The following is a 17,194-nucleotide window of genomic DNA, read 5'->3' as shown; positions in this document are numbered from 1 at the left end:
CGGGGAAGCCCGGCCAGCCAATGGCAGGAAGTAACCGTCCACGGTCGCCGTCCGCGCATCGGAGAGGCGATCGCGGATTTAAAATGCGCTTATCTTCTTCAATACCTCGCCTCCTTCCCGGGCGTCACGGTCAACCCGCCGGAAAGGGGTGCCCGGGGAGGGGTTAGCATCTCTCATTTCCCCCTCCCCGAGATTGTCCCCACCGGGTTGGCGGGCGGATCCCCGCAGGAGGGTGCGCAGGATGATCGGGCGCTTGAAGACGGTGTTGAAGAAGAACCCTTTTGCCTCTCTTCTTTGCATCATACGCTCCTTCAACCTTTCGATACATTATGAGTATCGTTGTATGGGGGCTTCTTTTTTACACCCCGGGCGGAAAAGTAACAAGATAGTCATAAACCGGTAACATCCCGGTCACATCGCGCTCTACGGGCATGGACTCAAGGCAATCGGGAAACCCGGGGGCCGTGACGGGAGATCCACGGGCGGAACGGCGAGAGCAGGACAAAGCGGACCGGCGCGGCCGGACTACAAGAAGGTTCGGGATGGGAAGGCGGAATCGAGGAGGATGCGGCGATTCCGAAGAATGATATACAAGGCTCGGGGGAAGAAGGTGACCTTTCTTGCCTGAAGCGGTAGGATGTGGAGGTTTGTGGAGGATGACCGGCGGCGGAAGAGGTGGATCGCTGGCCGCGACCTTTACGGTTCTTCTCCTGCTGGCTTTCTCGCTGGCCCCTCTTCCTTCGCCGCCTGCCAGGGCGGAGGAGCCCCTCCGGGCTCTACTGGTCATGTCCTTCGCGCCCGGAGATCCCTTGAGGGAAGCGGCGGAAGGCGACCTCGTGGAGACGGCGAAGACGCTGAAGGAGTTCGGGTTCCAGGTGACGTCTTTGGACGCCTACAACCCGGACGGAAGCGTCTCTTCTTACCCTCATTACCGGCTTTACCGGCAACTGAAGGATTACACCTGCCATCTGCTGGTCTATTACGGGCATGGTGACGCATCGCGCTGGGCTTTCTGCCTCCCGGAGGATCCCATCTGGTCGGGCCGGCCGGAGACCGAGGAGGGCCTCTACGAATCGGTGGAGTTCGGGGATTTCCGCGAGCACTGGCAACAGAGCATCGACCTAGCCCCCAGGGCCATGGTGATACTCCGTCATACCTGTTTCTCCGGTGGCCTGGAGGCCGCGGACATGCGGAGCGGAGCCCCCCTCCTTTCCGATGCGGAGGTGCTCAGGAGGATAAACGAGTACTCCTACACCTTCCTCCACCCTCGAACCGGCATAGTCTCCTATACAGCGTCCGCGAACTACAATTTCACGCCTTCCTACCTGCGGACCGTCTTCCGGGAACACGGGATGGCGGTGGGGGAGCTCACCGTGCCGGACCTTAGCGCCGAATATACTCCGGGAAGCGGGTACCGTCTTCTCTCCGGTGCCCACTATTACCTGGGTCCGTCGGGGTATACATTTCGCAAGAACCGCATGCCGGGGAGCACCAATTCGCAGGTATGGGGCCAGACGGCCTGGGCCGGGGACCCGAAAGCCAGTGCTTCCTGGATATTCGGCCGGGTGCCGGGAGACGAGAACGGCGATGGCGACAACACCGACCTGGGTGAACCCTGCTTTCCGCACGACAGCCGGGACGTGTTCCTGGCCGAGGACACGACCTACAACTTCTTCCCCTTCTTCTGTGTGGCCAATCCCGGGCAGGCTGATACCTGGGCCAGGATAACCTTCCTCGACGAGAAGGGCGAGTTCCTCACCGTATACCGGGAGATGCCCGCTCTTTCTCGCATAACCCTGGACTGCAACGCCGACCGCTACCTCAGGAACAAGAACCTCGCCGTGCGCGTGGAATCGGTGGACGGCGCCTCGCTGCTAGCCGAGCGGCCCATGTATTTCCGCTATTCCGGATGGATGGACGGGGGCTCGGACTCCTTCGGGGTCACGGAGCCCGCCAAATCCTGGTATTTCGCGGAGGGCTACGCCTCGGATCGCTTGCCCTTCCATGAATATATCTGCGTGGGGAACTTCAACTCATGGGACGTCAGGGTGACGTTGAACCTCCTGGGAAACGAAGGCCAGGCCCTCAGCCGGGCGTTCGTACTCCCCGCCATGACGCGCCGTACATTTCTCCTCAACAGTTACCTCCAGGGAGAGGTATCGGCGGCCCTGGAGGCCGACGCTCCTGTGGTGGCCGAGCGCTCCATGTACTTCCGATACACGGCGGTAAAGGGATCGTTCGCCGCCGACGGTGGTCATACCAAGGCCGGATTGACCTCGCTCTCCGATACCTGGTATTTCGCGGAAGGCCACGTGAGCGACCGGTTCGAGGAATGGTTGTGTATGGCCAACCCGGATGGGGAGAAGGCCGAGGCCGACGTCTACCTCTTCACCCCGGAGGGAAGAAAAGGCCCCTGGCACGTCGTGATCCCGGCCCGGAGCCGTTCAACGCTCATGGTGAACCAGTGCCTGGGCACCCTCGCCCCCACCGACGTCTCCGCCGTGGTGACGGCGGACAGACCCATAGCTTGCGAAAGGGCCATGTATTTCCTGTTCAACGGGGCCTGGGACGACGGACACGTTTCCCCTGGTTCCCCCGCACCTGCCAGTGTTTGGCAGTTCGCGGAGGGATCCGCTTATCCGGGTATCCAGGAATACCTGCTGGTCATGAACCCCGGTGATGATGAGGCCTTCCTGGACTTCACCTTTATCCTGGGACCCGGGGAGGGTACCCGGAATACCCGTCTCCGCCTGGGAGGGCGGAGCAGGTTGAGCCTGAACGTCAACGCCGAGCTCTCCTCGCTGGGCTCGCCCTCCCAGGTGGCGGTGATCCTCTCCTCGAGCCGGCCGGTGGTGGCGGAGAGGGCTATGTATTTCGACATGGGAAGGGGTGGAGAGGGTAGGGAGCCTATACGCGGCGGCCACGTCTCCCCAGGAGTGACCGGGGGAAGCCCGCGCTGGTATTTCTCCGAGGCCTACACAGGACGCTGAGTGGGGCGGCATGGCGGTCCTCAACGGTAATGAAAGGGCCGCGCGACCATCTTCTTAAATTCTTCTCATGCGGTAAAGGCGGTCCGCTCCCAATAGGTAGATCAGGGTTTCCTTCACCGGCTCCCCGAGCATCCTCTCCCACACCTCGGCGTAGAGGCGCAGCTGGGGAAGGTATCTCGCCGCATGGCCCGCCGGATCACCCTTCCCTCCCCGGTAGGTCTTGTACTCCACGAGGACCCAACCGTCCTCTTCGAGAAAGGCCAGGTCCACCGCGCCGCGTACAAGGGTGGGGACTTCCCCGCTATTTTCCAGGAAATGGAACGGTACTTCCGTCAGACACCGGGAGGCTGCGTTTGCCCTCTCCCACAGCGTTGACCGCATGGCCTGACGCACCAGGCTGGCGGAGTCTTCCGCAAGCGCGGGGTCCAGCCCTCTTTCCTCGAGGAAAGGAATGGCAAGGGCTTCCAGTCGCGCTTCCGGGTTCTCCATGGCCGCCTGGAGGAGAAGGTGCACTACCTCTCCAAAATCGGGATCAACTACGTCCTCCGATTCCCTACCCCGCTCCGAGGCTGTCGCCCCAGGAACAGAGTCAGCGTACCCAAGTTCGGCAGACAGTGACGTGGCCGTGGTTGGGCCCCGGCCATCATTCCCTCGCTCCCCATACCCCTCTATGTAGGAGATGGGTATTTCTTCCAGTGTGTAGCCAGCAGTTGAGCGGTTCGGCGCTTCCTCACCGTCACTGGGGGCCAGCGCCAGCCTCTTCGCCGCCACCACCTTATAGGAGGGACGCAGGACCGCTATTTTCCTGGAGGTTGCCTCGCTCGCCCACTCCTCGAAAGAGCGGTAATCCGGCTCCGGATAGGATTTGCCCCCTCCGGTCGAGGGAGCAATCTCGGGAAGCTCGGGAGCGTCCTTCAGGTGAGGCGAGAAGAAGCGCCATGGATGGTTGCGGTCGTTTTGTTCCTTCACCGTGACCACGCAGGCTGCGGAGGCGCGTGTGGCGGCGACGTACATAAGGCGCAGGTACTCCGCTTCAAGGAAGGCGCGTTCCCGTTGTGAGATGTCTTCCCACCCCGCAGGATGGGCCAACAGCATCCGGCCGTAAGTGGAGGTCTCCTTGTGGACCGCGAGGTATCCGCGGTTGGCCGGAGGGACGCGCACTACGTGTATCTCCGGGTCGTGGTTCCCGGTGCCGCTCACACCAGCCAGGAATACCACCGGGGCTTCCAGCCCTTTGGCCCTGTGGAGGTTCATCACCCGGACCGCGGGCGGGTCCTCGGAGAGGGCGGATACGCCGTCGTAGCTCTCACGGTTCTCCGCCAGGCGCTCCAGGTGCTCGAGAAGCTGGGAGCCGGTCAGGATTTCCCTGCCGGCATCGCGAATTATCTCCAGGGCCTTGGCCAGGCTGCCCGCCTGCATATCACCGCCGGGCCTTAGGGCTGCGGCCAGCATGAGCCCCAGGTCGTGGACCATCCGTTCCAGGGCGGAGAAGAGGGGCATGTCTTGGAACCACTGCCGGTATTCCTGCAGGCGCCTGAAGGCATCGGCGACGGCTTCGCCCGTTTCCGGCGGAAGGCCCGAGGGAGGGCTCTCCCGGTAGTCGAAGACTCCGCCGGCCTTCTTGAAGGCATAGAGTTCGGCGTCGCTGAGGCCGAACAGCTCGCTCCGCAGCAGAGCGACCAGGGCAAGGGGGTCGTAAGGGCGCAGAACGGCTTTGAGGCACCGGTGAAGGAGCCGCAGCTCGGGGACCAGGTTAAGAGACTGCCCACCGCTGGTCCGGCAGGGGATGCCATAGTCGTGCAGCCTTTCGGCGAAGACGGCCAGGTCGTCCTTGCGGTAGGTGAGGATGAGGAAGTCGGACGGTTCGGCCACTTCGCTCTTGCCCGGGATATCGCTTCCGGGACCGCGGTGGAGGATAAGCCCCCCGGAACAGGCATCCCTTATGAAACTGGCGATGCGGTCCGCCATGTAAGTCAGAGCTTGGTCGTTTCTCGAGCGTTCCGCGGGCACCGTGAGGCGGTAAACACCGCAGAAGCCGTCTCCCCGACATATTGTGTGCGAGGATACCAGACTCACGTAAGCCGGCGAGAACTCGTTGGCCTGCGCCGGAAACCTCAGGCGGGTGGAATCCGGGTCGCCGCCATCCCTATTCGGCGAGAAAACCCGGTTGACCCATTCCACCACTTCGGGCGGGGAACGGAAATTACTAGTCAGGTTAAGGACCACTCCACCGTGCTTCTGCAAGATGCCCTTCACCTCGTTGTAAATGGTGATGTCGGCGCGGCGGAAACGGTAGATGGATTGCTTGGGGTCTCCCACAAGGAAAAGGGATCCCGGGCGGGGAATGCATTGCCGCCAGTCTCTCTCGGCGGGATCGGAGGAAGTGAGCAGGAAGATCGCCTCCGCCTGGACCGGGTCGGTGTCCTGAAACTCGTCCACCAGGATATGGGTATAACGAGCCTGGAGGTCCCTCCTGGCCTCCGCATCCTCCCGCAGCAAGCGGGCAGCGGAGAGGAGCAGGTCCTGGAAGTTGAGCACCCCGCGTTCCCGGCGCAGGCGATCATAGGCCTCCATCGCCGATCTGAAGACCTCCAGGCACAGCGCGTAGCGCATCTCGCGCCACCGCGCCAGGGCAGGCTGCGCTACCTCGCGGCGGAACCTCTCCCAGCGGGCTTTTTCCTCCTTGGCGGTTTCCCTGCTCAACCCCCTCCCCTTTGTCCAGACCGACTGGACAATGCTGACCCCTCGGTCGAAGAACTCAAGCGCCTCCATGAGCTCGGCGGTCTTATCCAGGCTGAGATGAGAGACCGCGCGGGATGCGCGGCGGAGTTCGGGAATCAGCCTGTCGTTGCCCGGTTCGGAGGGCAGGCGAGGAGCAAGCTCCGTGATATGGCGGACGTAATCTTCCAATTCCCGGCGTGCCGTCTCGAAGAGGCGGTCCGCCGCCGGGAAGGTGGGTGTAGGCCATTCCTCGACATCGGGAAAATCGGCAAATCGCTGGAACTGTCTCTCCAGATCCGAGAGCCGCAAGCCCATTTCCCGGAGTCGTCCCAGCAGGTTACCCGGGTCGTCGAGAAAAAGGCGGGCGCAGAAGAGCCCCCAGGCCTCCTCGCGGAGGAGAGAGTCCTCAAGGTCGTCGACCTCCCGGAAGGAGAGACCGACACCCGCCTCCAGAGGCCTTTCGCGGAGGATGCGGGCACAGAAGGAATGGATGGTCCCGATGAAACACTGTTCCACGTTTTCCAGGGCTCTTTCCAGGTTCTCCCTCTCCTTTCCCCGCGCCTCGCGGTGAGCTTCCTCGAGAGACGACCTGAAGCGGTTGCGTATCTCGGAGGCCGCCTTGCGGGTGAAGGTGATGGCCGCCATATGCCTTATATGGCTGCAGGCGCCACTGCGGAGGAGGGCGAGCATCCGCCCTATCATGGCCGTGGTCTTCCCGGTCCCCGCCGCCGCCTCCACCATGATGTTGCGATCCAATAAGGAGACGATGAAGTCACGCTCTCGGGAGTCGGGGAGCGCCGTGGAGCCGATCGGACCTTCCGGAAAGTTCGCGTTCATAGGCTTTCCTCCGCGTACCCTCTGAGGCGGCGCAGGGGTTCGAGGGCTGCGTTAGCGGCGCAGGCCAGCTTTCTGGAAGAGGACTCCGCCACTTCGCCGGGATCGCCGAAAGCCTCCCGGTAATCGCTGAAAGAGAGGTCGGAAGTATCGTCGCTGGGGAGAAAACATCCCGAAGCGATCCCCAAGCAGATGTCGCGCAGGATGCGCTCTCCCTCCCTCAGGGTCCGGGAATCCCAGAAGATCCTCTCGCCATGTTCCCGTACGCCGGGAAAGAAGAACTCGAACCCCGCCACCTCGGCGCCTGGATGTTCCTTGCGCAGGCAGCTCTCCGCCATCACCACATAGAGATAGTTCTGAACGTTCCGTCCACCCCGGAAGGGGTTCCCGCTCTCGTATCTCCGGCTGGAGCCCGTCTTGTAGTCGCATACCAGAAAGGCTTGGGAGCCATGGCTCGTAAGGAGGTCGATGCGGTCAATCCTCCCCCTCACCCGCACCTTTCCGCTGCCGGTAAGCTCTATTTCAAGCGGTTCCTGGAGATCGACGGGATTTCCAGGCCCTTCCCCTTCCATGCCCACCGAGACCTCGAAGTAGAAGGGCCTCCTATCCCGGCAGGATAGCTCCTCCTCGTGGAGGAAGATGTAGGCCGTCCTGGCCAGTTCCGCCATCTCCTCCTGGAGGACGGAAGGCGAGGGAGGGGGAACGACCTCGCGCCAGAACTCGAACTCCTCTTCCAGCATGCCCTGGAGCACCCCCCAGTGTTCGCCGGTGGAGGGGAGCTCCTCCCTCTCGCGGAGGTACCGGTGGAAACGGTGGAAGAGGAAATGCAGGAGGCTCCCCTTCTGCAGCGGGTCGAGCCAAGAACGGGGGTCGTGGAGGTGTTCCCGAAAAGGCTCTATCCCCAGCACATAGCGCAGAAAGTATTCCAGAGGGTTCTTTCCATATGTTTCCAGACGATTCGCGGAGAGCACCGGCCCCTCACCCGATGCGGGGTCGAGATCCCGACCCGCCTCGGGGACGTAGCCGTCGTAAGGGGTGAAGGAATCCCCGGAGCGAGCTCGGGTTGCCGTGAGCCCACGGGCAAGATGGGGGTATAGAGGCGCCAGGAAGGCTTGGGGGTCTGAGGACAGACCACCCCTCCCAAGGGTGCTCATCCACCACTCATCGGGACTTAGGGCCTCACCCGGTTCCGCGGCGGCGAAGGAAGCGGGAGCCGGGAGGTTTCGTAGGAATTCCTCCAGGGTCGGAGCGGGCCGACCGGAGATCAGGCGGAAAGCGGAGAGGAGCGCCTGGGAAGGGAACATCTCCCTATCCTCCCGCAGGTGGTAGTGGGAATAGGAGAGGGTGACCCTCCCTCTCAGGCCTGCGAAAAGCTCGGAGAGCCCAGCCACCGATGCGGACAGCCGGTCGAAAGAGGTGGCCAGGTCCGGGGAGAGGCGCCTTCTCTCCTCATCCGCAAGGAGGGGGTCCTGGAGCCCGGCGCCCGGGAAACGGCCGTCGTCCAGGCCCACTATGAAGGTCCACGGCCGGCCGGAATGGCCGCCGCCGGAAAGGGGTGCGACGTGCAGACGCCCAGGCCTCGGTCCCTCTCCGAGGATTCTCGAGGTCATGACGGTTTCTTCAAGCCAGTCCAACAGCGGGAAGGAGACCGCACGGCTTTCGTCAAGCCAGGCCTGTAGTTCTTCCAGCCGGCGGAGGAGCAGGTGTAGGGCATACTGGTCAGCTTTACCACGGACATGCACCCGCTCACTGAGGTACCTGCGTGCCCCCTCCAACAACCTCAACGTGTCGGAGAGGTCCCGTGGCAAGTCGTTCAGAAGTTCCGAGCAGAATGCGCGCAGTTCCTCGAGTTCCTCTTTCCGGAAAACCGCCCCCGGCTTTAAGGGGATTTCATCGTTTTCCCCACGGAGCTTGTGCCCACCAGCCCGGACCCCGTGGCGGATTACCGCCTTAAAGGCGACTTCATAGTTGTCCCTTCCGCACCCGACAGGGAGGAGGCGCAGAAGGGAGGCCAGCCGTGAGGGTTCCGTGCCGCCCCCAAAGGTACGGCCGGTGGCGAGCAAGCCGTCATCCACCATATCCGCCAGCACTTGCTGCGAGAAATCCTCCCTTATCCAATGGATCCATCCCAGAAAGGCCCTTCCCGGCGCGGTGAGACGCAGGGGTATTCCCTCGGCGAAGGTGACGGGAGGATCGTCGCGGTTTTCCGGAAAAAGGAGGAGGCACAGCTCGTAAAGGCGGGGGACGTAGGCCTCGTAGTCGGTATAGAGGACCTCCACGCGGTCCAGGGGTATCCCCTTTCCCAGGCAACGCCTGAGAACCTCGCGAACCTCGTTGGTCTCCCCGGTGGCCCTGAATATCTCAACCGTCCCGTCCCCCGCCGGGGAGGGCGCTTCCGCGGGCCGGTTTATCCAGCGCAGGAGGTAGGCGTCGCCCCCCCAACCATGTTCGCTGCCGGTGTCGTCCTTGAGGACCTCCTTCCTGTCCTCCGGAAGGAGTTCCCAGAGCTTCCGCTCCAGTCCCCTCAATCCGGAGAGCATGCTTTGGGGTACGGCTACACGCAGTCCCTCTCGCAGAGATGCCCGTCCGGCGCGGAGGGCCTTCAGGGCCAGCCTCAGGGAGCCGGCATAATCCACCAGTCGGCGTTGGTCGAGCGAATCCCGTAGGTCGCGCAAGAGGGAGCCGAGCCACCGGGCCCTGGGAGAGTGTGGAAAGATGTCCGATTCGAGGTCTTCGGCCTCGAGGCCTGCGAGCCTCAGGTCAAGAAGGGTTGAGGTCACCGCCTTCACAAGGTCGGGCCGGACTCCCTCCGCGGGTACGTATCCGTCAGGCGCTGCGGAGGCGGTTAAAAGCTCTCCCACGAGCAACTCGAGCCTTAGGCCTTGGACGTATCGCAGCCCGAGTCTCTCCATGTCCTCGAAGGCCAACTCCAAGGCCAGAGAGGGGAAGGTGCGGAGGCGGAGATTGAAGATCGGAGCGCCGCCGAGGGAGGCGTTTTCCAGCCACTGGTAACCCGTGCGGTAATTGGGGACCATGAGCCATTTCTCCTCCACCGGGAAACGGTTGCAGAAGTCGGTTATGCTCAGCACCAGGCGGTTGGGGCGATTCACGCACTCTCCTGGCAATGAACCTCACTCCTCCGCAGGACTCGATACCCCTGGACTTTCCGGGACATAAGGATAGACGGCGCCGACGACAAGGGATGTCTTCGACCCCCAGTCAAGGATCGCGTGGCTGGCCGAGCCCGGTATATAAGCGGCGCGGTGGTACGCATTCTCGCCGGGAGTTAAGCCTGATCGCGGGGGACCATGACACCTGCCGCAGCGGATGCGCGGATATGTTCACAGGCTTTTCGCGTAAGCCCCGCAAAGCCCGCAAAGACAGGATGAGGGAACCTCTTCATTAAACGCGGGTTAAGGCGAGCGGTGAGGGGGTATGAAGATGACTTAAAAGGTGGCCCAGTCTTGCTGACAACAACAGGCAAGTCAGATGAAGGAAATAAGAGCGAATGATCATGATGCCATGTGGTTCCGTTGCGCTGGAAAAGACAGGCACATCGGAGAAGGCTGGGGACGATCCATGTCCAGTGTGGATATCGAGGTCGCAAAGGGTATATTGTTTGCAGAAGGTAAGTCTACGTTATGAGGGAATTTATGGAGGGCCTCCACCGCTTCGATGAAACGCCGAAGGGTCGGCGATAAAGCGGAGGTCGCCGGCAGGCGAGCGCGGGGACATCGCCGTGAAGGCGTGATGGGGGATGGGGTTGCGGTGTGAAGACGGGGGCGAGATTTCGTGAAATGAAATGATAGGCGAGGAAGCATATCGGGAACTGGTGGACGCGCTTGGGGAGGAGTACGTCTCCCGCGATCCGGCGGTGCTGGACGGATACGCTTTCCAACCCACCTTCAACGACGAGCTCTCCCTGTGGGTTCCCCGGCCGGAGGCCGTTGTCCTTCCGGGATGCACGGCCGAGGTGCAGGAGGTGGTGAGGATATGCAACCGTCACCGCCTGAGGTTCAAGGCCTTTTCCACCGGCTGGGGCGCCTGGGCCGGACCGTCCGGGGAAGGTGTGGTCCAGGTGGACCTGCGGCGCATGGACCGTATCCTGGACATCGACGAGAAGAACATGCTCGTGGTGGTCGAACCTTATGCCTGTGGAGGCCAGGTCAGGGCAGAGGCCATGAAAAGGGGGCTCAACGTGCACATGATCGCCGCCGGGGCGGGGGTCTCACCCCTGGCCAGCGCCTGCGCGGCCTTTGGACCGGGCACCGACGGCACTTACAGCCCGCGCAATCTCATGGGCGTTGAATGGGTGCTCCCGGACGGTGAGGTGGTCAGGCTGGGGTCCCTCGGCTCCGGCTGTGGGTGGTTCTGCGCCGACGGCCCGGGACCCTCGCTGCGGGGGGTGATGAGGGGCAAGGCGGGAGCGCTTTCCGGCAACGGCATCTTCACCGCCTGCGCCCTGAAGCTCTTTCCCTGGCCGGGACCGCCCCAACCGGCGCCGGAAGGCCTCTTCTACGACCTGGAGATGGAGATGCCCGAGGGCATAAGGCTTTACTACCTGCTCTTCCCGGATTACCTCTCCTTCGGGGAGGCCTTTTACGCCCTGGCCCGGGAGGGCGTGGACTACAACATGCAGAAGGCCGCCGTGGGGGTGGTGCCCATGATACTCTTCCCCCACCTCAACCGCCTGCTGGAGTGGAGCCGCGGCATCCGAAGAACCCTCCAGGTCCTGCGGCATGGCATAATGCTGGTGGTGGCCGCGCATTCGGCTACGGAGCTGGAGTTCAAGCGGGCGGTCGTGGAAACGGTCACCCTTCGGCATTTGGGCATAGCCCTTGACCTCAGCGACACCCCTGTGGGACCCTCTTTCACCTGGTGCATCTTGAGCGGGGCGGTCCCGGGTATGGCCTTCCGGCCCGGAGGACAGATGCAGTCCGGGCTGGGCCCCAACGACGCCTGGGACACCGCGGTGGCCTGGGACCGGGCGGGGGAGTCCATCAAGAGAAAATGGATATCCAGGGGAGGTTGCGTCGACGACGGCGGCGACGCCTGCGTGGACATGGCCTGGGAGGGTGGGGCCATCGCGCACAGCGAGGAACTCTGGTATTACGACCCCAGGGACGTGAGGCACCAGGAGGCGGTGAAGGGGCTGGTGATGGACTTTTTTCTCCAGGCCCTGAAGGCATGTTGCGATCAGCCGTGGAATATATTTCCACAGCAGCGCAGGATCGTCGGTCCCCTCCAGGGGGATTTCAACCGCTGGCAGAGGGAGATATGCCGCCTGCTCGATCCAAGGGGCGCAGCGGACAGCCATCTCTATGTGGGGGAAGCGGACCTGGACCTCCGGGGCCTCGAGGAGGGGGCGAGGGCGGAGCTGGAAAGACTCGTGTCGGAGCTCAACTGGAGGGCGAAGGAGAACTCGGATGAAGAAGTATGACCTCATCGTGGTAGGGGCGGGCCCTGGAGGTTGCACGGCCGCCTTGACGGCGGCGGAAGCCGGGCTCAAGACGCTGCTCCTGGAAAGGGCCATGGTCCCGGGAGAGAAGAACGCCTCCGGTTTCGCGCTTTCCAGCAAGGCCTGGAGGGATTTCCCGTTCATAAGGGAAATGGAACTTCCTTCCATGCGTTACTGCAGGCAGTGCGTGGCCCACTTCCTCTCGCCGCCCCCGGAGATGGAGGAGAGGTTCACCATCGCCTCCGGACCCTCCCGGCGCATGTCCTACCCTGAGGCTCGCGACTTCTTCACCGTGGGCATGCTGCGCCGCGAATTCGACCCTTACCTGGCGGACCTTGCGGTGCGGGCGGGTGCCGAGATGCGGACCGGGTCACTGGTCACCGGGCTGGTGCGGGAAAACGGGAAAGTAGCGGGTGTGCTCTTGGAGGGAGGCGAAGAATACCGGGCTCCGCTGACCATCGGGGCGGACGGCGTCCTCTCCCCGGTGGCCCGCATGGCCGGGTTGCGGGAGAGGTGGAGGCCTGACCAGGTAACCAGCGTGTGCATCGTGGATTTCTCCGCCCCCCGCGAGAGGATGGACTGCGTGATACACGAGGCCGGATTTCAGGCCTTTTTCGGCCCGGGCCTGGGGGGCAATTTCCTGATAGCCTACGCGGACGGCGTGCATCTGGGAGGTCCCGGGGTGACCAACAGCCTTATCTCCAGGGCGCTGCGCAAGCGCGCCAAGCCCGCTCGTGAGCTTCTGGACACCCTCCTCGCGCCCCCCGTGCAGCGCCTGCTCAGGGCGCTGGAGGCGGAACCACGTGAATGGCAGGCCCACTGCCTTACCTGGATGGAGAGCATCCCGGAGGAGATATCCTGCGCGGGGCTCATGCTGGTGGGAGACGCAGCGGGGTTAACCGAGCCGCTTTATGCGGAGGGAGTGTGGCAGGCCATGTACTCCGGCCGCCTCGCCGCGGAGGTGGCGGAGGAGGCTCTGCGCGAGAACGACTTCTCCGGCGCATTCCTCAAGACGTACCGGGAGCGATTAGTGGAGAGCCCGGTGGGACAGGATTTCGTCGCCGGGGCCCAGCTGCGACAGCTCTTCGAATTGCTGGGAGACCCCGTGCTCTGTGGCGAGCTGGAGGAGCTGGCCGTGGACCTGGCCGTACACCTGCTCATGTCCGGCCAGGAGCCCAAGGCGGAGGCCATGCAGAGGGTGTTCCCGGTCCTTGGTGAGAACCTACCGGCCCTCATGGCCGTGGCCCGGGTATATCTCCCGATCTTCCTGCGCATGGGAGAGGAAAATCTACGCTTTTATATCGGGATGGCCAAAGGCCTCCGGTGGATGTTGAAGGGCCTGCTGCCCGGGGAAGGAGATTTCTGACGGGAACGACGATGCCGAAGAGGAGGTTGACGCGCGGAATACGGCGGGAATCTGCAGCCCCTTCCGTAGTTCGTCGCTCCATGATGCCGAAGAGAGCGTGGATATGGAGAATTCGGAACGGATGGCTGCGACACCGCTGGAGGTGTGACAGGAGGAGGTGCAATCCGGGAGAGGCACGGAGTGTGGCGAAACAACGGAGCTGAGAAAGACGATGTGAGGTTTAAGGTCGGGGTTTTAGAGTCGAGGTGGGTCAGTCACAGGTTAGGCGGTTGGATTTCGGGAGGGGTGGAATGGAGACCTTGCATATCGACAGGAACGCGCTGGTGAAGGTCAGACCGTCCGAAAGCCATTTCATCTTCTTGGACCGGGAAAGGTGCGATGGTTGCGGTGACTGCGCGGTGATCTGCCCCATGGACCTCTGGTCGGTCCGGAAAGGAAAGGCCTCCCTTTCCCGCCGCTACCGGGAGAGGTGCCTGGAATGCGGGAGCTGTTTCCTGGCCTGCGTCAAGGGGGCGGTGGATTTCCGCTACCCGCCTGCGGGAAGCGGGGTGACTTACCGGTTCTCCTGAGAGGCAAGAGGGCACCATACATTATATTCCATTAAATACCATCGATGCGAAGACAGAGGAGTGGCTTAACCATTCCTCGGGTGAGCGGAGACTGTGCTGTGAAGACCGTGTCTCCTGCCTGCCGTGGGAAGATCCCTTCCTCCGGGCGGGAAAGGAGGGAATGGCGAGAGGGAAACCCCGCCTCCCTGCCATCCCTTAACGGTCCGCGCAAGCGAAAGCAGGGCTTACCAGCAGAGCGCGTGAGGCGATCCAGGCGTCCGCTCGAGGGCCGGACCTCAAGGGAAGCCCTTCTGCCTCCTCAGGCCAGGAGTTGCGAGGAAAGCACCAGGCGCTGGATCTGATTGGTACCCTCCACTATCTGCAGTATTTTGGCGTCCCGGAAGAGCTTCTCCACCAGGTAGTCCTTCATATACCCGTAGCCGCCGTGTATCTGCACAGCATCGGTGCACACCTCCATGGCCACATCTGTTCCGACGTACTTGGCCATTGAAGATTCCTTAACCGCGTTCATGCCCTGGTCCAGCATCCAGGCCGCCCGATAGCAGAGCAGGCGGGCGTAGTCAATCTTGGTGGCCATGTCCGCCAGCATGAAGGCGATGGCCTGCTGGCGGCAGATGGGTTTTCCGAACTGTACCCTCTGCTTGGAATAGGCCAGGGCCTCCTCGAAGGCGGCGCGGGCCAGTCCCACCCCGATGGCGCCCACCCCGGGGCGTGAGGTGTCCAGAGTCTCCATGGCCACGTAGAAACCTTGCCCCTCCCCGCGAAGGACGCGGGAGGCGGGAACGCGCACGTCCTCCAAGATGAGCTCCGCGGTCTGGGATGCACGCATGCCCATCTTATGCTCTATCTTCCCGACCCTGAAGCCGGGAGTGTCGGCGTCCACCAGGAAAGCGGTTATCCCCTGGTACTTCTTATCGGGATCCACGGTGGCGAAGATGGTGTAGAAATCGGCCACCCCGCCGTTGGTGATGAAACATTTCTGTCCGTTGAGGACATACTCGTCCCCGTCCCGTACGGCACGGGTCTTCAGGGAGGCGGCATCGGATCCCGCTTCCGGCTCTGTGAGCCCGAAAGCGCAGAGTCGCGGGTTGTCGGGGTCGGTGAGACGGCCTAGGTATTCCTTCTTCTGTTCCTCCGTCCCCGCCAGGAGGATGGGGAGGATGGCGATCTGGTTGAGGGCTATGGCTGAGGCGATGCCTACGCATCCCCAGCCCAGCTCCTCGATGATTATCACGTTGTCCAGCATGCCCAGTCCGGGCCCGCCGTATTCCTCGGGAACCCCGGAGTAGGTGAGCTCCAGGCGCGCCGCTTTGCGGATCACATCCCATGGAAACTCGCCGCTCTCGTCGTATTGCCGGGCCACGGGGCGTATCTCGTTGGCGGCGAATTCGTGTACCGTCTGCTGCAGGACCTTCTGTTCCTCGGTGAGCGCGAAATCCATTTTCCCCCCTCCCTCTCTTGCTGCGCCGGTCAGACGACCCTCGCACGTGGGCGAGGCAAACCCATTATCTTTTATCCGCCGGCGGGCTTCAACGTAAGCCGCTTCGCTTCGCAGGTGAGCTCCCGAGAAGGCCGTTCATACCGCTTAGAGTGAATGCCGTCAATTTATGCTGATGCGGTAGGTGCGCCGGGAGAGCATCTTGGGAAAGGCTTTCACGGTTATGTTGCCCAGCATGCGCAGGGCGCGACGGGAAGCGGGGTAGTACGCCGGTTCTCCCGTGGCTTCCTTGAGATATTCCAGGAGGTGGCGGACTGGTTGCCGAGTGGGATGGAGCCAGCGCATGAGGGAGAAGGTGAGCTGGCACCCTCCGCAGTAAACGGCCAGCTCGTCGGCTCCCGTGCGCGCCGCCTCGCGCATTTCCCTGACCGCCGCTCGGTACATGTCCTCCGGTCGGTAGCGGTTGCATCCGGCGGCCATCCCGCAGCACAGCCCTTCCGCGGGGTCCGTTGCGAGCTCCACCAGGTCCAGGCCCATGGCGGCGTAAAGACGGCGCGCGGAGCCCTGCACCTCCTCTCCCAGTATTCTGCCGTGGCAGGAATCGTGCACGGCTACCCTCCCGGAGAGCCTCCTCACGATGGCCAGCTCGCCGCTTTCCACTTTTTCCCAGAGATATTCTCCAAGGTAACGTGTGCGAAAGGAGAACTCCGCACCGAAAAGTCCTGGCAGCACGTTGCGGAACATGTTCAGGCCCGCGGGGCACACGAAGAGCATGGTCCCTATAGAACGGCCGCGAAAATGGCGGGTGAGCCTTTCCGCCACCTGCTCCACCACGTCGAAGAGGCCCATGCGGAAATACATCTCCCCGCAGCAGAGGTCGAAGTCGCCCGAGATGATCACCTCTTTGAGGAAAGGGGCATCCAGAAGGTGGGGGAGTGCCAGGGCATTGCATCCGGGATAGAGGACGAGCTCGCCCTCGGGAGGCGTTTCCCGCCACCTGCGGAGCAGCTCCCTTTCGCGAGGGGACATGGTCTCCACCAGGTCGGTCCTGAAGTTGGGTTGTGAGGCGGGCATCAGATAGGAGGCCCTCACCGGGAGTCCCCGTTCCCGGTAGCGCCGGTGCCAGGCTGAGATGATGAGCTCGTACGGCCGGCATCCCCGGGGACAGAAGGCATCGCAGGCGTAACAGCTTATGCAGCGCCGGTGCACCACCTTCGTGGGTCGGCCGTCGATCAAACGCTTCATCTCCTCGCGCGCTTTTTTTAGGTCGAGGCCGAGGTAGCGGCATCTGGAAAGGCATTCCCCGCATAGGTCGCAATTATCGTAGTCGAAGAAGTCACACCGTTCGCCCATCTTCTTCCCCCCTTCTACTCGGGTTCCAATGACCAGTATATCCCCCTCCGGAGTGGGGGAGGAGCGGTTCGGGGAGATGTCTTCAGGTTCCAGATGCTGTTACGGGGCGTGGATGACCCACGCCCTGCCCTCAAGTTCTGGGAAAACGATAACGCCCCTCGTGGGATCGAGCTTTTTCGGTTAAGGCGGAATGAGAGGAGGCGACATCATGAAGCGTCTCTGGCCAGGACCAACGAGCACTTAAGGATAACATGCAGGGTGTAAGGAAGGCGGGAATGGCCACCGCGGCAGGCGGCGCGCCCTCGCTGGAGGTCCATTTCCCTTTTTTGGGACAGGCAGCGGAGACCTCTGAGGCAGGGAGAACGGCGGATCATCGCGTAAAAAGGAGGCGCCATCCAGCTGCGTTCGCACATGGCGCTTTCGGGGGCAAAGGTTCGGGGATGCAACCCGAAGTGCCTGGAGAGG

Annotated in this window: 9 protein-coding genes; 4 read left to right on the top strand and 5 right to left on the bottom strand. The window is 62.8% G+C overall.

Going from position 1 to position 17,194, the window contains the following annotated elements; genetic code table 11:
- Positions 1–78 precede the first annotated feature (78 nt).
- A complete protein-coding gene (locus tag H7007_RS02550) occupies positions 79–300 on the bottom strand; it encodes a hypothetical protein (RefSeq protein ID WP_287152925.1) in 222 nt (73 codons plus the stop codon).
- Between the two features lie 320 nt (positions 301–620).
- Between H7007_RS02550 and H7007_RS02545 the strand changes: the two genes are divergently transcribed.
- A complete protein-coding gene (locus H7007_RS02545) occupies positions 621–2,990 on the top strand; it encodes a hypothetical protein (protein WP_287152924.1) in 2,370 nt (789 codons plus the stop codon).
- Positions 2,991–3,044: 54 nt separating this feature from the next.
- On the opposite strand, the gene H7007_RS02540 is transcribed toward H7007_RS02545, so the two are convergent.
- Together H7007_RS02540 and H7007_RS02535 are read right to left on the bottom strand one after the other, a co-directional pair.
- Positions 3,045–6,548, bottom strand: coding sequence for a UvrD-helicase domain-containing protein (locus H7007_RS02540; RefSeq protein WP_287152923.1), 3,504 nt, complete (start codon positions 6,546–6,548; stop codon positions 3,045–3,047).
- The gene (locus H7007_RS02535; protein ID WP_287152922.1) at positions 6,545–9,670 is read right to left on the bottom strand and encodes a PD-(D/E)XK nuclease family protein; all 3,126 of its coding nucleotides are present in this window, start codon (positions 9,668–9,670) and stop codon (positions 6,545–6,547) included. The genes H7007_RS02540 and H7007_RS02535 overlap by 4 nt, the downstream gene beginning before the upstream one ends.
- A 677-nt stretch (positions 9,671–10,347) precedes the next feature.
- On the opposite strand from H7007_RS02535, the gene H7007_RS02530 reads away from it, so the two are divergent.
- From H7007_RS02530 to H7007_RS02520, 3 genes are all read left to right on the top strand, one after another.
- Positions 10,348–11,985, top strand: coding sequence for an FAD-binding oxidoreductase (locus H7007_RS02530; protein WP_287152921.1), 1,638 nt, complete (start codon positions 10,348–10,350; stop codon positions 11,983–11,985).
- Entirely contained in the window at positions 11,972–13,369 is a 1,398-nt protein-coding gene (locus H7007_RS02525; protein ID WP_287152920.1) for an NAD(P)/FAD-dependent oxidoreductase, read from the top strand. The genes H7007_RS02530 and H7007_RS02525 overlap by 14 nt, the downstream gene beginning before the upstream one ends.
- A gap of 290 nt (positions 13,370–13,659) precedes the next feature.
- Positions 13,660–13,938 (top strand): 4Fe-4S dicluster domain-containing protein, encoded by a 279-nt coding sequence (locus tag H7007_RS02520; protein WP_287152919.1) that lies wholly within the window; start codon positions 13,660–13,662, stop codon positions 13,936–13,938.
- 298 nt (positions 13,939–14,236) lie between these two features.
- Here the strand turns inward: H7007_RS02520 and H7007_RS02515 are convergent, their stop codons facing one another.
- The gene (locus H7007_RS02515; RefSeq protein ID WP_287152918.1) at positions 14,237–15,379 is read right to left on the bottom strand and encodes an acyl-CoA dehydrogenase family protein; all 1,143 of its coding nucleotides are present in this window, start codon (positions 15,377–15,379) and stop codon (positions 14,237–14,239) included.
- A gap of 159 nt (positions 15,380–15,538) precedes the next feature.
- Entirely contained in the window at positions 15,539–16,729 is a 1,191-nt protein-coding gene (locus tag H7007_RS02510) for a (Fe-S)-binding protein (RefSeq protein WP_287152917.1), read from the bottom strand.
- Positions 16,730–17,194 lie beyond the last annotated feature (465 nt).

This window comes from Candidatus Solincola tengchongensis (assembly GCF_015711935.1).
In the GTDB taxonomy this organism is placed as follows: Bacteria; Actinomycetota; Geothermincolia; order Geothermincolales; family RBG-13-55-18; genus Solincola_A; species Solincola_A tengchongensis.
Note: the sequence above shows the minus strand (reverse complement) of the source record. Positions and strands in the feature narration are given on the sequence as shown.

Excerpts from the sequence above, each read along its gene's own strand:
- H7007_RS02550 (WP_287152925.1), bottom strand. The coding sequence starts at position 300 with ATGCAAAGAAGAGAGGCAAAAGGGTTCTTCTTCAACACCGTCTTCAAG.
- H7007_RS02540 (WP_287152923.1), bottom strand. The coding sequence starts at position 6,548 with ATGAACGCGAACTTTCCGGAAGGTCCGATCGGCTCCACGGCGCTCCCC.
- H7007_RS02530 (WP_287152921.1), top strand. The coding sequence starts at position 10,348 with ATGATAGGCGAGGAAGCATATCGGGAACTGGTGGACGCGCTTGGGGAG.
- H7007_RS02525 (WP_287152920.1), top strand. The coding sequence starts at position 11,972 with ATGAAGAAGTATGACCTCATCGTGGTAGGGGCGGGCCCTGGAGGTTGC.
- H7007_RS02520 (WP_287152919.1), top strand. The coding sequence starts at position 13,660 with ATGGAGACCTTGCATATCGACAGGAACGCGCTGGTGAAGGTCAGACCG.
- H7007_RS02515 (WP_287152918.1), bottom strand. The coding sequence starts at position 15,379 with ATGGATTTCGCGCTCACCGAGGAACAGAAGGTCCTGCAGCAGACGGTA.
- H7007_RS02510 (WP_287152917.1), bottom strand. The coding sequence starts at position 16,729 with ATGGGCGAACGGTGTGACTTCTTCGACTACGATAATTGCGACCTATGC.